The organism is Enhygromyxa salina (genome assembly GCF_000737335.2).
Classification (GTDB): domain Bacteria; phylum Myxococcota_A; class Polyangia; order Nannocystales; family Nannocystaceae; genus Plesiocystis; species Plesiocystis salina_C.
Map to the genome: position 1 here is coordinate 80,682 of NZ_JMCC02000013.1, position 16,664 is coordinate 97,345.

Consider the following 16,664-nt stretch of genomic DNA (forward strand, 5'->3'; position numbering starts at 1 on the left):
ATCCGCGGTTCGCGCAGCCCTGCGTTGGACTTGTTGGGCTGCAAGGCCCGGGGGTGTCGGTATCGGCAGCTGGACGCGAAGCACGGGCCAAGACCGCCGCGCTCGACGCGAGCTTCGTGCCGGCGACGAGCCCGGCATGCGGTAAATTACTCGATGCCAGTTGGGCGTCCGAACGCCGCGGGTCTAAGGTTAGGTCAGTGCTCGGGTTGCTCCTGATCGCCGCGCTCGTCGTGGCAACCGTCGCGCTCGCGCGGCAGCTCGACTTGCTCGCGGATCTGCTGCAGCTCGGCGGGGCTTCCATGCTTGTCGGTTTGGTGTTCTTGGCTGTCCACCCCAAGCTCGAGTGGATCGCGTCCCCGCCGGCAGACGACGGCAGCTGCACCGTCGACGAGCTGCCAAGCGTCGCGCCCGTCGTCGACCGCGTCTCGGTCGAGGAGGCCCAAGAGTTGCTCGAGCGATCGCAAGTGACCTTCGTCGACGCCCGTCCGGCCTACCACTACGCCGCCGCCCACATCCCTGGCGCGATGAACCTCCCCGCCGAAGACGCCGAAGGTCTGCTCGACATGCAGTCGCTGTCGCTCCCACCCGACGGCGCCGTGATCACCTACTGCGACGGAGGCAGCTGCGAGCAGTCGGAGTACTTGGGCTTGTTGCTGCGCGAGCGCGGCGTCTGCCAAAAAGTTCGCGTCCTCGAAGGCGGCTGGCAGGCGTGGGTCGGCGCGGGCGGGTCGACCGTCAGCGGTGACACGCGCTTTGGCGACGCGCCAAGCTCCAGCGTCGCGCCGGAGGCGGCCGGATGAGCGCGTCCACGCCCACCCCAAAGTGGATGCTCGCGGCGAGCTGGGCCGGTCGGCTGATCGCGGGCGGGGTGTTCATCTATGCCGCCGCGCTCAAGCTGGTCGACCCGGTCGCGTTCGCCCAAGACATCGCCAACTATCAGGCGTTTCCGTACTGGACCTGGAACCTGGCGGCCGCCGTCGTCCCGGTCGTCGAGCTGCTTGGCGGCCTCGCGCTGATCATCGGTTTCAAGCGGCGGGCCGGGTCTGTGGTGCTGGGCGCGCTGACGCTCGCGTTCATCGGTCTGATCCTCTCGGTGATCGTGCGCGGCATCGATCTCAGCTGCGGCTGCTTTGGCGAGGCCACCCAATCGAGCGCGGTCGGCTGGCCGATGCTGCTGCGGGACGTGGCGCTCTTGGTAGCGATCGTCGCCGCTTACCTGCCTCCCGAGGGGCCGCCCAAGGGCCCGCCCAACCCCTCCGACAGCTCGCCCAAGCGCTTGCTCAAGTAGTCCCGCGCGACCTGGTTGGGCGCCCCCGCGATCGCCCGCTCGTAGGCTGCGATCGCGGCCTCGACCTGGCCAGCGCGACGCAGCAGGTCGGCCCGTGCGGCGTGGAAGGGCTGGTAGTCGTCGAGCGAACCAGACCCGCCAAGCTGATCGAGCAGCGCGAGCCCAGCCTCGGGGCCGTGGGTCCGGGACACCGCGACCGCGCGGTTGAGCTCGATGATCGGCGACGGATAGCGGCGCGCCAGCTCCGTGTACAGCGCGACGATCTGCCGCCAGTCGGTCCCCTCGAAGCTCGGCGCCTCGGCGTGCAAGGCCGCGATCGCGGCTTGCAGCTGATACGAACCGGCGGGACCGATGCTCAGCGCGCGCTTGGTCAGCTCGATGCCCTCGGTGATCTCGGCGTGGTTCCAGAGCGATCGATCTTGCTCATCGAGCACGTGGTCGCGCGCGGCTCGGCGCGAGTGGTGGAGCGTCAGCAGAGCCAGCAAGCCCAACACTTCGGCGCGTTCTGGGAGCAGCTGGGCGAGCAGCCGGGCGAGTCGCAGGGCCTCGTCGCACAGATCCCGGCGCACACCGTCGGGCCCGGTCGCGCAGTAGTAGCCCTCGTTGAACACCAAGTAGACCACCGCCAACACCGAGTCGACGCGCTCGGGCAGGGCGCTCGCGCTCGGGACGACGTAGGGGATCCCGGCCGCGCGGATCTTCGCTTTGGCCCGGACCAGACGCTGCGCCATGGTTGGCACCGGGACGAAGAACGCCGCCGCGATCTCACCCGTGCTCAGGCCCCCGAGCGTGTGCAGGGTCAGCGCGACCTGGGCCTCGCGGTTCAGGGCCGGGTGGCAACAGGTGAAGATCAAGCGCAGGCGGTCATCGGCGATGTCTGGCTGATCCCGCGACATGGCGTCGCGCCGCTCGTCGGCCTCGAGCTCGATCAGCGCCGCGACGCTGGCTTGCTTGGCCCCACGGGTCGCCGCCCGGCGCAGGCGATCGATCGCCTTGCGGCGCGCGGTCGTGGTGATCCACGCGCCCGGGTTGTCGGGGATGCCATCGCTTGGCCACCGCTCGAGCGCGCTGGCCAGCGCGTCGTGCAGCACGTCCTCGGCGAGATCAAACTCGCCAAGGATGCGGATCAACCCAGCTAGCACCGCGCCCGACTCGCGCCGGAACACCCGCTCGACCGCGACGCCAACTGGAATCATGGGCGCTCGACCGTTAGCCGAAGACCATGACCGGGCGGACCTCGACCGTGCCCGTGCGCGCGCCAGGGCACTTGGCCGCCCACTCGAGCGCGCCGTCGAGATCCGCGGCTTCGACCAAGTAGTAGCCGCCGAGCTGCTCTTTGGTCTCGGCGAAGGGGCCGTCGGTGATCATCCGCTCGCCGTCGCGGAGCCTGACCGAGGTCGCGGTCGAGACTGGCTGCAGCGCGTCACCAGCGACGTACGCGCCAGCGGCCTTCATGTCGTTGGTGTAGGACATCCACTCGCCAAACATCGCTTGGCGTTGCTCTTGCGGGACTTGGGCTTCGGCGGACTCGTTGGCGTAGATCAGCAGTAGGTATTGCATCGTCGGGTTCCTTGGGTGGTGAGGGTTCATCCCCTCGACGCACGAGCTCGCGCCCGATCGACAACGTCCGCGAATTTTTTTTCAGATCTCGAATTTTCGGATCCACAGATCCGTGTCGGCGCCCACGACCCCATGAGCGCCGACCGCGATCGCGTAGTTGTGGGTCGTGACGAAGACATCGTACAGGATGTCGACATCGACGTTGTCGAGTACCACGTCGGCCGCGAGCTCGCCCCCCGCGGCGTCGTACCAGCTCAGCAGGCCATCCGAGCCACCCCCGGCGCCGTTGGTAAAGCCGGCGACCACCAGCCCCTGGCCACCAGGCAGCAGCGCGAGCCCGCTCGCGCCGTGCTCGAGGCCGCCGCCGTCGCTGGTTTGCGACCACGCGAGGCCGCCAGCCGCGTCGTACTTGCTGACCGTGAACGAGCGCTGATCGCCGGCCTGGGCGAGCAGGTAGACCTCGCCCCCGGTGCCAACGACGAGCTCCTCGAAGGTGTGGCCCGCTTGGTCGACGATCGGCGCGGTCCAGCCTGGGGTCCCCGCCGCGCTGTAGCGCTCGAGCAGCTGCGCGTCGCCCCGCACCGCCCAGATCTCGCCGCTGGGTGACACGCCAACTGGGCCGAGCGCGCCGGCCGTGGCCTGCAGCTGCGTCCAGGTGTCCAAGTCGAGGGGATCGTAGCGACCCAAGAAGCCGCTCTGCTCGTGGTAGCCAACCGAGGTCACGAAGCCGTCGGCGTCAGCGCCGACACCCAGGATCCCCGAGCTCCCAACGGGGACCAGGGTCGTGAACCCAGAGTTGCCCTTGGTGTCCCAGACCCGCGTCACGCCTTGGCCCCCCAGCAACCCACCGACCACCGGCTCGTCGAAGGGCGTGAGCGCGAGGCTAGGCTTGTCGGTCTGCAGCGAGCTCACGCTCCACAGCGGGTTCCCGTCGAGGTCGAACTCCGCGAGCAGGTAGCTGCTGGCATCGAGCGAGATCAACACGTCGATGTTGCTCTGCGCGTCGACGACGACCTCGAGCCCCACGTCGTCCCCCTGTTGGTCATCGATGTCGACGAACCGCTCCCAGATCAGCTCGCCCGGGAGCTGACAAGAGGCCGAGCAACCATCCCCGGGATCATTGTTGCCGTCGTCGCACGCCTCGCCCGGATCGAGCTGCCCGTCGCCACAACCAAGCGGCGGATCCCCATCCCCGTCCCCAGCGTCCCCGTCCCCCTCGGCCTCACCAAAGTCACCCGCCGCAGGATCCCCGTCCCCATCCCCCACCGCCTCATTGCCCTCCGCGTCCCCATCTCCGTCCCCTGGCCCGCTCGTACCGTTGACCTCGCCATCACCATCGCCAGCCGAGCTGTCACCGCAAGCGGAGCAGATCAACGCGCCGCCGACGAGCGCCAACAACAACGGACCTTTGATTGAGCGCGCCATCCCCCCGATCCTGACGATCCGCGCGTCAGCATGCAAGCACTACCAGACCACGCTCCCTTCTCCCCGTCGCCGCGAACACCACGAGCAAGCCCAACCCGGAAATGTTCACGTACTTGGAGCCCCCTTTCCAGGGGGCCACACATACACCAGCCCGTTGGGAGCGAGCGCAGCGAGTGACCGCGAGGTGCGAAGCCGCCTGTGGGGGTAACAAAAGCCCCCTTCCAGCGAGCGCATCAAGTGACCGCGAGGTGCGAAGCCGCCTGTGGGGGTAACAAAAGCCCCCTTCCAGGGGGCCACACATACGCCCGCAAACAGCCTGCCCGTTGGGAGCGAGCGCAGCGAGTGACCGCGTAGTGCGAAGCCGCCTGTGGGGGTAATAACTAAATCTCGAATTTGCGGATCCACAGATCCCCGTCTTGGCCCGCTTCCTCGCGACCCCCAACCGCGACCGCGTAGCCATCACCCATGACCACGTCGAAGAACACGTCGACATCCATCTCGGCGCCGCCGTCCACGACGATGTCCGGGATGATCGTGCCGCCGTCGGCGTCGTACCAGGCGAGCAGAGCATCCCCGCCCTCGGCGCCCCCGTTGGTGCCGCCGCAGACGAGCACGCCGCCACCGGGCAGCACCGCGAGGCCGCCAGCGACCTCGAGCTGGTCTGGATCGTCATGATCGATCGCCCAGATCAGCTCGCCAGCGTTGTCATACTTGCTGATCGTCAGCAGCGAGTCATCGAGCGCGGCCGAGAGCAAGTAGGTGTTGCCGTCGGCGTCGGCGACCAGGTCTGCATAGACAGCGTCCTCGACCGGAGCCGAGACCCAGCCAGGCACGCCCTCGGCGGTGTAGGTCTCGAGCTGGCGCGGGTTGCTGCGCAGCGCCCAGATCTGTCCATCGCCGCCCACGGTGACCAAGCGCAGCGCGACCCCGTCGGGATCGAGGTGACTCCAGTCTTCGCTGCCCGTGTTGTCATAGCGAGACAGCAGCGCCTTGTTGTTGGCGTGGTAGCCGGCCGAGACGATGAAGCCAAGCTCGTCAACCGCGACGCCAAGCACCCGCGAGTTGTTGACCGGGACGTTCTCGGTCCACTGCGAATTGCCGTCGGTGTCGTACAGCCGCGTCGCGCCCTGGTTGCCGTTGCTGCCGCCGACCACGAGCGCGTCATCGGGGCCAATCGCGAGGCTGGGAAACGGAGTCGTCAGCGACGCATAGTTCCACAGCGCCGAGCCATCGCTGGCGTATTCTGCCAGGCGATAGCTGCCGTTGGTCTCGATCAAGATGTCGATGTTGTCACCGCTGTCGAGCACGACCTCGACGCCGATGTCATCATCGCCGGCGTCGTTGAAGTCGATGATCGACTCCCACAGCAGCGCGCCAGGGAGCACGCAGGCGGCCGTGCAACCGTCGCCTGCGTCGGTGTTGCCGTCGTCACACACCTCGTTGTTGCTGGGCTGAACGAAGCCGTCGCCGCACGCCGGGAGCTCACACGCGCTGGTGCAGTCGTCCTCGTCGACCTCGTTGCCGTCGTCACACGCCTCGCCCGCTTCAACCTCACCGTTGCCACACTCGGCTTGCGGGTCGCCGTCGCCGTCGCCATCGCCGTCGCCGTCGCCATCCCCGTCGCCATCCCCGTCCCCGTCACCGTCACCGTCACCGTCACCCGGGTCACCGTCACCGTCACCGTCGCCATCCCCGGTCTCGGTTCCCGTCCCCGTCTCTGTCCCCGCTTCCATGGGCTGGTCCGCACAAGCGCCAAGGGTGAGACCGAGGGTCAAGGCGATCCATGAAATTCCGGCAGTCCTCATGAGCCAAGCGGACATCAACACGGCGGACGTGTCAACCAAACCCGGCCGCAATAAACAGACCCGAATGCAGCAATTGGCGAGACATGGGTACCGGACTTTCATGTCACGCCATCGATCGTCGCTGTCACGCATGCAGCATCCGCGTTGCCTTGCTCGCGGCACATTGCTCGCTCCACATTGCTGTCGCCGATTGCTCGCGTCGCGGTCCTCGACCCACGACGGTCACCCAGCTCGGCGATGTCCGCCGCCGCGCTACACCGTAGCGGTGCTGTTCACGGCTTGACGTGCCGCGATCGCAGCTTGGATCGCGGCGTCAAACTCCTCGCGCTCGGCGAAGCTCTTGATCTTTGGCCCGATCGTTGCGTTGACCAGCGCCGCCCCCATCATCACGAGGCGCGAGCTGAACAACAAATGCACGTCGTCGAGGTGGGCCTTGTTCTCGCGCATCCAGTCGGTGAGCCGCCGACGAAACTCCGCCTCGAAGAAGGCCAGATCCGTGGCGTCGATCGACAGGCTGATCCGATGGCCAGCGGCGATGCGATCGTTGAAGCGCGAGATGACCGGATCGACGACGATCACGGGCGCGGTCCCGTAGTACCGGGTGATGAACACCGCTGGCGCGAGCTCACGGACCTCCACGTGCCCGTGTTCATGCTCGATGAGCAAGCGGTCGTCGTCGAGTTCGCGGACGTCCATGTGCGGGCAGAGGGGGCAGCACCAAAAGCTGACAGTTCGAGAGTGTACCTAAGACCGTTGAAAGTGCGAAGGTCTGAGTGCGCGGATTCGCCCAATGCTGGGAGCAGACAAAGCCCCTCACGCTCCCATGCCAGCGTGTCCCCGAGCCAGTTTTCGTCGCCAGGGCTCTCGCATGGTACCTCCAAATCTGCAAACCCGGTTAGCTCCAGCGCGTGGGGGTCACAGCCCGGTGACTCAAAATGGTCACTGCTCAGCTGAACCGCCTTTGGTGACCCAAAAATTCGCGCCCCACGTCACCGTTGCCAGCCCAAGCAAGACCTCCTGGGGGCCTGGGCCTGCCGCGACGAGACTGGGCGGTCAGGGTGCGCATGTCCCCCCAGGCGCCAACCCAAACCGCCAACACCGTCCACGAGCGGGCCAGAAGCCTCGCCGCGCCGAAAATTACCCGCGCCCAAGCTGAGCGCAGATCATCAGTCTTTGGACTTCCCCAGGCGTGGCTCCTAAGCTGCGCGAAGACATGACGCAGCCGCCCGGCAGCCCACGGCCGTACGCTGCGCCTCGAGCAGGCGCGGGCCGGGCGATCACGCCGCGCGGCGGAAGCGACGACGACGAGAGCTCGAAGGACGCTCTGGACGCGCTCCTCGAGCTGCTGTCGATCCTCGGGCGTCGCTGGCTGGTCGTCGCGGTCACCACGGTGCTGGCCCTCGCTACTGGTGTGCTGGCGATCTCGCTGCTGCATCCGCAGTGGCGCGCGACCGCGACCATGGTCATCAACCCCAGCGGGCCGCAGGTGCTCGACGACGTGCGGGGCGTCAACGAAGAGCAGGGTACGGATCGCTTCGCGTTCAAGCAGTACTTCGAGACCCAGCGCGAGATCATCTCGAGCCGCAAGGTCCAGGAGGCCGCGCTCGCCCGACTCGGGCTCGCCGACGACCCAACCTTCTTGGGCACGACGGGGATCCGCGACGCCGAGCTGCGCGAGGAGGCCGAGGCCGCCGTCGATCCGGTCACCCGCCTGCAGTCGATGATCACGATCGAGGAGGTCCGCGGATCGCGGGTCATGGCGATCTCGGCCGAGTACCCCGACCCCACGATCGCCCGCGACATCGCCAACGAGGTCGCCAAGGCCTACCTCGCCCATATCAACCGGCGCCGCTCGGACACCGGAGACAAGGCCCAGACCGATCTTCAGGCCGAGCTCGTCACCGCCAACGCCGACCTCCAAGCGGCCGAGAACGCGCTCGAGCAGTTCAAGCGCGAACACCGGATCACCTCGATCTCCCTAGAAGATCGCCAGAACCTGATCGCCCAGGGCATCTCCACGCTCACAGCCTCGGCCAAGGCCGCGCAGGCCGATCGCATCGCGATCGAGGCCGTGTATCGCCAAGCCAAGAAGCTGCGCGAGCAGGGCAGCCTGGCTGGCGCGTCCCTGCTCAGCAGCGGCGAGCGGATCATCTTTGATCGGATGTTGGCCGAGCGGCTCGAGGCCGAGCGCGAGTTCAACGACATCGATCTTCGCTACGGCCAAAAGCACCCGCAGTGGCGCAAGTCCCAGCGCCGCGTGGAGCTGATCGAAGAGCGGATCGATGCAGAGAGCAAGGGCATGATCCGCACGCTCGAGGCCCGCTACAAGGCCGCGGCCGAGACCGAGCAGAAGCTCGAGGCCGCGCTCACGGCCGAGCGCGACGACGCGATCGAGCTCGGCCGGCTCGAGCCAGCCTATCGCCAGCTCGAGCGCGAGACCCAAAACGCCGCCGACGCCTACGCCAAGCTTCGCAGCCGCACCGACGAGATCGGCGTCAGCAACCGGGTGGAGATCCCGCCGGTCGAGGTCCTCGACTTCGCGACGATGCCGGAGCGCCCGGTTCGCCCGCGCAAGCCCCTGCTGCTGGCGATCGCCGCGATCGCCGGGCTGTGCCTTGGGGGCGTGTTCGCGGTCGTCATCGATCTGCGCGACCACCGGATCCGCTCGGTCGCCGACCTCGAGCGGGCGCTGTCGGCGTTCGGCCTGCCCACCTTGGGTCAGCTGCCCTTGCTGCCCGCCGACCCCGCCCTGGGGGTTGGCAACGTCCGCGCCCAGCGTCGCCGCCGCGATCTTTACTCACACCTGTTTCCTCAGTCGCTGATGGCCGAGCGCTGCCGCGGGATCCGAACCTCGCTGGCGTTCATGACCTCGACGACGGACTCGCTGGTGCTGCTCGTGACCTCGCCAGCCTCGGCCGAGGGCAAGAGCTCGACCGCGATGAACTTGGCCGTGAGCTACTGCCAAGCCAAGAAAAAAGTCTGCCTGGTCGACGCCGACATGCGCCGGCCACGGCTGCACCAGGTGTTTCCTCCGGTGGTTGGCAAAGAAGACTATGGCCTGGCCACCGTGCTGCAGGGCGAGCATCAGCTGGTCGACGCGCTGCAGGGCCAGCTCGAGGGCGCGCCCGAGACCCTGCAAGTCTTGACCTGCGGCCGGGTGCCCGACAACCCCGCCGAGCTGCTCGAGTCGCCCTCGTGCCGCAAGACCATGGCCGAGCTGCGCGAGCTGTTTGACGTGGTGATCATCGACTCGCCGCCCGCGCTGCCGGTCACGGATCCGTTGATCTTGGCGCCACAGGTCGACGGCGTGATCGTGGTCGCGCGCTGCCGCTCAACCACGTGGACAGACATCCAACGGGCGCTGACCCAGCTGCGCCAGGGCGACAACAACCTGCTCGGCGTGATCCTCAACGAGCTCGACGCGCGCGATGAAGGCCGCCGCTACAGCTCCGAGTACTACACCTACCGTCCCCACGAAGAAGCTACCGAAGGCGCCTGAACCAAGCCCATGACCAAGCCCGCGATCGAACTCGTCGAGACCCAACTACGCGCGAACCCACGCAAGTGGTTGGTCACGGGGGCGGCCGGGTTCATCGGCTCGCACCTGGTCGAGCACCTGCTCACGCTCGGTCAGCGGGTCGTGGGTCTGGACAATTTCGAGACCGGAACCCACGCCAACATCGAGGCGCTGGTCCGCAGCGCGGTCGCCCGCGGGGCAACCGACGCCGATGATCGGCTGCTGGTCATCGAGGCTGACGTGCGTGAATTCGACGCCGTCCTCGACGCCTGCACGGGCATCGATCATGTGCTCCACCACGCCGCGATCGCCTCGGTCCCACGCACGATCGCCGAGCCGATCGAGGGCTTCACCGTCAACGTCGACGGCAGCTTTCACGTGCTCGAGGCCGCCCGCCAGGCCGGCGTGCGCAGCATCGTTCATGCGTCGTCTTCGGCGGTCTACGGCGACTGCCCCGGCGAGCCAGACACCGGGGCCCAACACGAAGCAACGATCGGCCGCCCGCTCTCGCCCTACGCTGCGCACAAGCACGTGGCCGAGATCCTTGGCCAAGCCAGCAACCGCACCTTTGGGCGCGCGTCGGGCCTGTCGGTCGTCGCGCTGCGCTACTTCAACATCATCGGCGCCCGCCAAGATCCCGAGGGCGCCTACGCGGCAGTGCTCCCCAAGTGGGTCGCGCTGCTGGCCAAGGGCGAGCAGCCGGCGATCTTTGGCGACGGGCTCAACACCCGCGATTTTTGTCCGGTCCAAGACGTGGTCCAGGCCAACCTGCTCGGCGCGACCTGGGCCGAGCGCGTCGCGCCCGAGCAGCGCGAGCGCCCGGGCGATCCCAGCGAGGGCGTGTTCAACATCGGGCTTGGCGGACGCACGACCTTGCTCGAGCTCTACGCGCTGGTCCACGCTGGCATGCTCGAGCTCGGGGCCCCGTGCCAGGGCGTCGCACCTCGACACGAAGCTCCGCGACCGGGCGACATCGTCCACAGCCGCGCCGACATCACCCGCGCCCGCGAGCAGCTTGGCTACGCGCCGCGCACCGACATGGCCGACGCGCTGCGCAGCACGATGAGCTGGCTGCTCGGGCGCCCATGACCCCACCCGCGCGGCCTCGAGCGGTCGCGGAGCTTCTCACCGCCGCCGAGATCCGCGAGCTGACCGAGCGCAGCGACGCCCGCCACCACGCCCACACCAACGAGCCAGACGATCCCGAGCGCCACCATGGATGTGATCGCTTGCGGCCTGCGCGATTTTGGCCCGGTCGTGCGGACCAACCTCGCGCTGGGTTTGCTGCTTGGGTTGGGCTTATTTGACCAGCTTCAGCCTGTCCATTCGATTTCGCGCGATGTAGATCTCACGATCGGCGGACGACGCGAGCCAACTGGGCCGCGCGACTCACGGTCGCGCCGCACGCCGTCAACTATCACCTCGAGCATCACCTGCTGCCCGCCGTTCCGATGTACTCGCTCGCGCGCATGCATCAGGTATTGGGCGAACGCGGTGCGCTTACGGGCTGCCACGTCTCGTCGAGCTATCTCGAGATGCTTCGTGTCGTGACGTCCGCGCACTGATCCTCAGACCAAAACGCACTATCCCTGATTTTTTCATGACCGAATCAGTCGGTCAGGACACAACCAATCTCGAACGTTACACGGCTCGTGTGCGCCCGGGACAGGTTCACACGGCAAGTCCGCGCGGGGGCCCCATTTGGGGCAAACAATGGGTGCCCAGTCCTCTGGATAGTCCTCTGGACACCGCGCCTCCACCGACCCACGCACCGTGAACTCGCTTCCTGGGGAGTTCGCGGTGCGTGACCTATTCACGTTGGTTGTGTCGTACCATTTGGTTTCGGTGATGGATCGCCGAGATCAAATGGGACGACATGATACAGAAAAAATTGATTTGGAGTTCTCTCGCGTGTCTCGGACTGATGCTCGCGTGCGCGGATGACGGGACCGGCGAGGGCACGAGCGGCGACGGCGACACCGACACCGCGACGATGGGCGACGAGACCGACGACACCCAGGAGACCAGTGACTCCAACTCGGGTGACGGTGACGGTGACGGTGACGGTGACGGCGATGGTGATGGTGATGGTGATGGTGATCCCGGCGACGGTGACGGCGACGGCGACGGCGACGGCGACGGCGACGGCGATGGTGATGGCGACGGCGACGGCGATGGCGACGGCGACGGCGACGGCGACGGCGACGGCGACGGCGATCCCAACCAGCCGCTCGTGCTCGTTCACGTTCGCAACGACATCGACACGCTCGTGAAGATCGACGTGGAGACCGGGGTGGAGACGGAGCTCTGCGATTTTGGCGTCAACGTCTCGTACCCGTCGATCACCTTCGGCCTCGACGGCGAGCTGTACGGCTCACGCAGCGGTCAGTTCCTCGACATCATCAACACCTGCGACTGCAGCACGACCTTCATCGGGCCGATGGGCTACAACGGGATCAACGGGATCACCGCCAACGGCCTCGAGGTCCAAGAGCTGTTCGGCATGACCAACGTGCAAGACGTGCTGCTCAACATCAGCACCCTCGACGCGATGGCCGTCGAGGTTGGCAACGGCTTGGGCGTCAACGTTGGCACCCACGGCTCGACCTTCTCGTCGGACATCCAGGGCCTGTTCATGATCAACGGCACCGACGACAACCTCTACGACGTCGACATCGTGTCGGGCATCGCGACCAACACGGGCCCGCTCGACGTCCCGTTTGGCACGGTCGGGATCGAGTGGCACCCCGGCAACGGGATCTTGTACGCCTGCACCGACGGCCACCTGTACGAGGTCGACCCGATGGACGGGTCCACGATCGAGATTGGCAACATGGCCCACCCGTGCACCAACCTCGCCGCGCAGTGGACTCCGGTCGCCTGCGTCGATGGGTAGAGCGCCGATCAGTTTGGGGTCGCGTCGCCAGGTGCGTCTGGAGCCTGCGCATCGGACCAGTTTTGCTCGTGGAGGCGACCCAACATGAAGGAGTTGTCCCGGCTGGACATACAGGCGCCCGCGCTCGGCCGGCCGCGAGGCCGCGCGGGGCCCCACGAAACGGGCTTTGACGACACGCTGGGGCCCGTGCAAGATCATCGGATGACCCTGCGTGTTGGCCTCGCTTCGCTCGGCCTCGCTGCCTGCCTGCTCGGCTGTGGCCTGCGAACCGATCCCGACTACAGCCCCGTGTGCGTGGACGAGAACACCGTCGCTGGCACGGACACCGGCACCGACACCGGCGGCATCCCAACCGCGCCGCGCGTGGGCTCGTGCCAAGATCCGATCGACCTGCCCGCCGGCGACACGATCGTCGTGCGCGGCAGCCTTGGCGGCTGCTCTGGCGTCGAGGGTTGGTGCGGTGGCTCGGGGGCCGAGGACGTCTACCGGATCGGCTCCGTGTCCGGCGACGTGTTCATCGACTTCCTGCCCCAAGAGACCAACTTCAACCCCGTGCTTCGGGTCGTGCGTGGCGAGGATCCATGCCTCGAAGGCGTGATCGAGCAATCGGAGATCTGCGCCGACATCGTCAACTCCGTGCCCGGCCGCGGCTTCTACGATCAAGGCAGCGAGGACACCTACTTCATCATCGTCGACACCGAGCTCGGCGAGTCAGGCAAGTACGCGTTCGAGGTCCGGTTCGGCGACTCGGCGTTCGCGGGCGACTGCTACGACGCCGTCGAGGAGCAGACGATCGAGCTGATGCCCGGCGGCAACTTCGTGTGGGAGGCCAGCCTCGAGCCCAAGCAAGGTCGGCTCGACAGCACCTGCTCGTCGCCCGGCGACGAAGACATCTTCAACCTCGTGCTCACCGGTGGCGGCACCGTCCAGGCCACCGTCGAAGCGATCGAGGGTGACATCCTCCCGATCGTCTCGATCCGCAACGACTGCGCGACCGAGAGCGAAGTCGCGTGCGGCCCCTCGGTCTCGGCCGGGTTCGGCAGCTCAACGACCACGTACCTGGTGGTCGACCAGATCGGCGCCAACAAAGGCCGCTACCGCCTGAGCGTAGACTACTAGGGGCTCCAAAAAGCGGTATTGCTTGACCCAAGGGGGATGGGCTGCGAACCTCTTGGGCGAGCGCCGATGGACGAAATCCTGCAAAAGATCGTCGAGGGTACGCCTGGCGCAAAGGGCGCCATCCTCATGGGGTTTGACGGGATCACCGTCGAGCAGTGGGTGAAGCCGGAGTTCGAGAAAGACTTCGACATCGAGTCGATGGCGATGGAGTTCTCGTTTCGCTTCCTCGAGCTGCGCGACGCGGCCCACAGCCTCGAGATGGGCATGATCTCGGACATCACGATCAAGGCCGACTACGGCACCGTGTTGGTTCGCGTGCTCTCGAAAGAGTTCTTCGTGACGGTGTTGCTCGAGAACGCGGCGCACATGGGCAAGGGTCGCTGGCTGCTGCGCTCGCAGGCCAACGCCTTGAGCTCGGATCTGTATCCGGGCTGACTCCCGTTCCGCGTGGGCGTTCGGGAACGGGTGACGGTTGATGCCTGGTGATCGACCGCGGGTGCTGGTCCTGCACGGACCCAACTTGAACTTGCTGGGCGTCCGCGAGCCAGAGATCTACGGCGCGTCGGGCTTGGCAACGATCAACGCGGGGCTCGTCGCGCTCGGTGAACAGCTCGGGGTCGAGGTCGAGACCCACCAGGCCAACGGCGAAGGGCAACTGATCGACCGCATCCATTTGTTTGGCGGCCATGCGATCCCCGCTGCACACCGGGAAGCAGGCGCCCAAAGTGTGGATCCTCCGTCCGCTGGCCATGGGCTGATCATCAACCCAGGTGGTTTCACCCACACCTCCGTGGCGCTGCGCGACGCGATCGCAGGTGTTGGGCTGCCCACGATCGAGGTCCACCTGTCCAACATCTATGCCCGTGAGCCGCTGCGCCACACGTCGATCACGGGGGGCGCGTGCTTGGGGGTGATCATGGGCCTCGGCCCCGAGTCGTATCACCTCGCGCTCCACGCTCTCGCCGCGCGGCTCTCGGTCTCGCCCTGACCTGGCTTCGCCGTTGGGCAGCGGTTCCAGTACCCTGGGGCGCCTACGAGCGAGCCACCCACCTGGGCCTCGCACCTTCGCAACCAGCCACGGCTCCCAGTCCGCGCAGGCGTCTGCAAGCGGGCCACAAATCTGGCCCGCGCCTGCGAGAGTCTCTAGACTGGCCCAGCCTCCACGGCTGAACTTCGCTTCCGAACTCCGACATGTCCGACCAAGACTCGAAGCTGCCCGACATCGCTTACGTCAGCGAGCTCGCCAAGTTGTTCAAACGGTTCCGTCTCGACGAGCTCGAGATCGAGACTGGCGAGCAACGCATCTTGATGCGCCGCGGCGACCTCACGACCACCGCACAGCTGCCCATGCCGGCGCCGATGCCAGTGGCCGCCGTCGCTGCACCAACGCCCGCCGCCAACCAGGCGCCGACGCCAGCAGAGGTCACCGACGACTCCGCGTACATCACCTCGCCCTTCGTTGGCACCTTCTACACCAGCCCACGGCCCGACGCGCCGCTGTTCGTCAAGGTCGGTGACACGGTCTCGGCTGGTACGACGGTGTGCATCGTCGAGGCCATGAAGCTGTTCAACGAGATCGAGGCCGAGTTCGGCTGCATCATCGAAGAGGTCCTCGTTGGCAACCAGCAGCCGGTCGAATTCGGGACCAAGTTGTTCAGGGTGCGCCGCCTGTGACCGAGATTCGCAAGGTCCTCATCGCCAACCGCGGGGAGATTGCCCTGCGCGTCATTCGGGCCTGCCGCGAGGTCGGCATCAAGACGGTCGCCGTGCACTCCACGGTCGACGAGATGGCGCTCCACACCCGGTTCGCCGATGAAGCAGTCTGCATCGGCCCTGGCCCCGCGCCCAAGAGCTACCTCAACATCCACAACCTCATCGCCGCCGCAGAGATCTCGGGCGCCGACGCGGTCCACCCCGGCTACGGGTTCCTGTCCGAGCGGGCCGAGTTCGCCGACGCCGTTCAAAAGTGCGGCATGACCTTCATCGGGCCGGACCCCGAGCACATGCGCCTGATGGGCGACAAGGTCCAGGCCCGCGAGACCATGCAAAAGGCTGGCGTCCCGGTGCTCCCGGGCACCGGGGTGCTCGAGTCGGGCGAGCAAGCGCGCGCGGCCGCGGAAAAGATCGGCCTGCCGGTCATCCTCAAGGCTTCGGCCGGCGGCGGCGGTCGGGGCATGAAGATCGTCTGGGATCTCGACAAGATCGCCTCTACCCTCGAGACCGCCCAAGCAGAGGCCCTCGCCGCGTTTGGCTGCGGCGACATGTACCTCGAGCGCTACGTCCAGAGCCCACGCCACATCGAGGTCCAGATCGTCGCGGACAAGCACGGCGGCATCATCGACCTGTTCGAGCGCGAGTGCTCGGTCCAGCGCCGCCACCAAAAGGTCATTGAAGAGGCGCCAGCGGCCAACTTCCCCGAGGCCGTCCGCAGCAAGATGCGCGAAGCCGCGATCGCCGCTGGGCGCGCGATCTCCTATCACTCGCTCGGCACGGTCGAATTCCTGCTCGACGGGGATCAGTTCTACTTCATGGAGATGAACACCCGGGTCCAGGTCGAGCACTGCGTGACAGAGATGGTCACGGGGGTCGACCTGGTCCAAGAGCAGCTGCGGCTCGCAGCGGGTGAACCGCTCGGTCACTTGCAGCGCGAGTACAGGCCTCGCGGGCACTCGATCGAGTGCCGGCTCAACGCCGAGGACCCCGTGAACTTCGCGCCGCACCCGGGTACCATCACCGCGCTGCACCTGCCGGGCGGAACCGGCGTGCGTGTCGACACCCACGTGTATCAAGGCTACGCCGTCTCCCCGTACTACGACTCGATGCTCGGAAAATTGATCGTTCACGCCCCCACCCGAGAGCAAGCGATCGCCCGCATGCGACGCGCGCTCGGAGAGTGCGTGATCGAGGGGATCTCGACCAACATCGCCCTCCACCGCTGGATCCTCAAGCAGCCGCCCTTCGTCACGGGCGTCTACGACACTCACTTCCTCGAGCGCGACTTGGACCCCGATGGGATCCGAGCCGAGCTCAACTCTCACGCCTGATCCCCGAGGT

16 protein-coding genes and 1 pseudogene are annotated in these 16,664 nt (G+C 66.9%); 12 read left to right on the top strand and 5 right to left on the bottom strand.

Annotation, left to right across the window (positions count from 1 at the left end):
* Positions 1 to 197 precede the first annotated feature (197 nt).
* Complete coding sequence (locus DB30_RS06890; RefSeq protein WP_052547181.1) at positions 198 to 800, top strand: rhodanese-like domain-containing protein; 603 nt, start codon at positions 198 to 200, stop codon at positions 798 to 800.
* Positions 797 to 1,288, top strand: a complete 492-nt coding sequence (locus DB30_RS06895) for a MauE/DoxX family redox-associated membrane protein (RefSeq protein WP_052547182.1) — start codon at positions 797 to 799, stop codon at positions 1,286 to 1,288. Before DB30_RS06890 ends, DB30_RS06895 begins: the two co-directional genes overlap by 4 nt.
* On the opposite strand, the gene DB30_RS06900 is transcribed toward DB30_RS06895, so the two are convergent.
* The 5 genes from DB30_RS06900 to DB30_RS06920 form a co-directional block, all read right to left on the bottom strand.
* Positions 1,213 to 2,484, bottom strand: a complete 1,272-nt coding sequence (locus tag DB30_RS06900; RefSeq protein WP_052547183.1) for an RNA polymerase sigma factor — start codon at positions 2,482 to 2,484, stop codon at positions 1,213 to 1,215. The two genes, DB30_RS06895 and DB30_RS06900, sit on opposite strands and share 76 nt — an antisense overlap.
* 13 nt (positions 2,485 to 2,497) lie before the next feature.
* Positions 2,498 to 2,848 (bottom strand): YciI family protein, encoded by a 351-nt coding sequence (locus DB30_RS06905; RefSeq protein WP_052547184.1) that lies wholly within the window; start codon positions 2,846 to 2,848, stop codon positions 2,498 to 2,500.
* An 81-nt stretch (positions 2,849 to 2,929) separates the two neighbouring features.
* Entirely contained in the window at positions 2,930 to 4,273 is a 1,344-nt protein-coding gene (locus DB30_RS41260; protein ID WP_146658193.1) for a hypothetical protein, read from the bottom strand.
* A 380-nt stretch (positions 4,274 to 4,653) separates the two neighbouring features.
* Entirely contained in the window at positions 4,654 to 6,006 is a 1,353-nt protein-coding gene (locus tag DB30_RS41265) for a DUF4215 domain-containing protein (protein WP_052547186.1), read from the bottom strand.
* A gap of 324 nt (positions 6,007 to 6,330) precedes the next feature.
* Positions 6,331 to 6,774 carry a hypothetical protein gene (locus DB30_RS06920; RefSeq protein ID WP_052547187.1) on the bottom strand — a complete coding sequence of 148 codons (444 nt, stop codon included), beginning with the start codon at positions 6,772 to 6,774 and terminating at the stop codon, positions 6,331 to 6,333.
* A 517-nt stretch (positions 6,775 to 7,291) separates the two neighbouring features.
* Here DB30_RS06920 and DB30_RS06925 point away from each other — a divergent pair.
* From DB30_RS06925 to accC, 10 genes and pseudogenes are all read left to right on the top strand, one after another.
* Positions 7,292 to 9,577 carry a GumC family protein gene (locus DB30_RS06925; RefSeq protein WP_052547188.1) on the top strand — a complete coding sequence of 762 codons (2,286 nt, stop codon included), beginning with the start codon at positions 7,292 to 7,294 and terminating at the stop codon, positions 9,575 to 9,577.
* Between the two features lie 9 nt (positions 9,578 to 9,586).
* Positions 9,587 to 10,684 (top strand): NAD-dependent epimerase/dehydratase family protein, encoded by a 1,098-nt coding sequence (locus DB30_RS06930; RefSeq protein ID WP_052547189.1) that lies wholly within the window; start codon positions 9,587 to 9,589, stop codon positions 10,682 to 10,684.
* Positions 10,681 to 10,902, top strand: coding sequence for a hypothetical protein (locus DB30_RS06935; RefSeq protein WP_146658194.1), 222 nt, complete (start codon positions 10,681 to 10,683; stop codon positions 10,900 to 10,902). Before DB30_RS06930 ends, DB30_RS06935 begins: the two co-directional genes overlap by 4 nt.
* 54 nt (positions 10,903 to 10,956) lie before the next feature.
* Positions 10,957 to 11,160: pseudogene (locus tag DB30_RS43025) on the top strand (fatty acid desaturase family protein); the annotation flags it as partial.
* Positions 11,161 to 11,519: 359 nt separating this feature from the next.
* Positions 11,520 to 12,491 (top strand): hypothetical protein, encoded by a 972-nt coding sequence (locus DB30_RS41270; RefSeq protein WP_052547191.1) that lies wholly within the window; start codon positions 11,520 to 11,522, stop codon positions 12,489 to 12,491.
* A gap of 84 nt (positions 12,492 to 12,575) precedes the next feature.
* On the top strand, positions 12,576 to 13,610 hold the full coding sequence (locus DB30_RS06950; RefSeq protein WP_052547192.1) for a hypothetical protein: 1,035 nt from the start codon (positions 12,576 to 12,578) through the stop codon (positions 13,608 to 13,610).
* A 66-nt stretch (positions 13,611 to 13,676) separates the two neighbouring features.
* On the top strand, positions 13,677 to 14,045 hold the full coding sequence (locus tag DB30_RS06955; RefSeq protein WP_052547193.1) for a roadblock/LC7 domain-containing protein: 369 nt from the start codon (positions 13,677 to 13,679) through the stop codon (positions 14,043 to 14,045).
* A gap of 40 nt (positions 14,046 to 14,085) precedes the next feature.
* The gene (locus DB30_RS06960; protein ID WP_052547194.1) at positions 14,086 to 14,598 is read left to right on the top strand and encodes a type II 3-dehydroquinate dehydratase; all 513 of its coding nucleotides are present in this window, start codon (positions 14,086 to 14,088) and stop codon (positions 14,596 to 14,598) included.
* A gap of 203 nt (positions 14,599 to 14,801) precedes the next feature.
* On the top strand, positions 14,802 to 15,284 hold the full coding sequence (gene accB, locus DB30_RS06965; protein WP_146658196.1) for an acetyl-CoA carboxylase biotin carboxyl carrier protein: 483 nt from the start codon (positions 14,802 to 14,804) through the stop codon (positions 15,282 to 15,284).
* Entirely contained in the window at positions 15,281 to 16,654 is a 1,374-nt protein-coding gene (gene accC / locus DB30_RS06970) for an acetyl-CoA carboxylase biotin carboxylase subunit (protein ID WP_146658197.1), read from the top strand. The genes accB and accC overlap by 4 nt, the downstream gene beginning before the upstream one ends.
* Positions 16,655 to 16,664: the final 10 nt, after the last annotated feature.

Coding starts and splice junctions, on each gene's coding strand:
- DB30_RS06920 (WP_052547187.1), bottom strand. CDS start 6,774: ATGGACGTCCGCGAACTCGACGACGACCGCTTGCTCATCGAGCATGAA.
- DB30_RS06930 (WP_052547189.1), top strand. CDS start 9,587: ATGACCAAGCCCGCGATCGAACTCGTCGAGACCCAACTACGCGCGAAC.
- DB30_RS06935 (WP_146658194.1), top strand. CDS start 10,681: ATGACCCCACCCGCGCGGCCTCGAGCGGTCGCGGAGCTTCTCACCGCC.
- DB30_RS06900 (WP_052547183.1), bottom strand. CDS start 2,484: ATGATTCCAGTTGGCGTCGCGGTCGAGCGGGTGTTCCGGCGCGAGTCG.
- DB30_RS41260 (WP_146658193.1), bottom strand. CDS start 4,273: ATGGCGCGCTCAATCAAAGGTCCGTTGTTGTTGGCGCTCGTCGGCGGC.
- DB30_RS06960 (WP_052547194.1), top strand. CDS start 14,086: ATGCCTGGTGATCGACCGCGGGTGCTGGTCCTGCACGGACCCAACTTG.
- DB30_RS41270 (WP_052547191.1), top strand. CDS start 11,520: ATGCTCGCGTGCGCGGATGACGGGACCGGCGAGGGCACGAGCGGCGAC.
- DB30_RS06895 (WP_052547182.1), top strand. CDS start 797: ATGAGCGCGTCCACGCCCACCCCAAAGTGGATGCTCGCGGCGAGCTGG.
- DB30_RS06925 (WP_052547188.1), top strand. CDS start 7,292: ATGACGCAGCCGCCCGGCAGCCCACGGCCGTACGCTGCGCCTCGAGCA.
- DB30_RS41265 (WP_052547186.1), bottom strand. CDS start 6,006: ATGGAAGCGGGGACAGAGACGGGGACGGGAACCGAGACCGGGGATGGC.
- accB (WP_146658196.1), top strand. CDS start 14,802: ATGTCCGACCAAGACTCGAAGCTGCCCGACATCGCTTACGTCAGCGAG.
- DB30_RS06905 (WP_052547184.1), bottom strand. CDS start 2,848: ATGCAATACCTACTGCTGATCTACGCCAACGAGTCCGCCGAAGCCCAA.
- DB30_RS06955 (WP_052547193.1), top strand. CDS start 13,677: ATGGACGAAATCCTGCAAAAGATCGTCGAGGGTACGCCTGGCGCAAAG.
- DB30_RS06950 (WP_052547192.1), top strand. CDS start 12,576: ATGAAGGAGTTGTCCCGGCTGGACATACAGGCGCCCGCGCTCGGCCGG.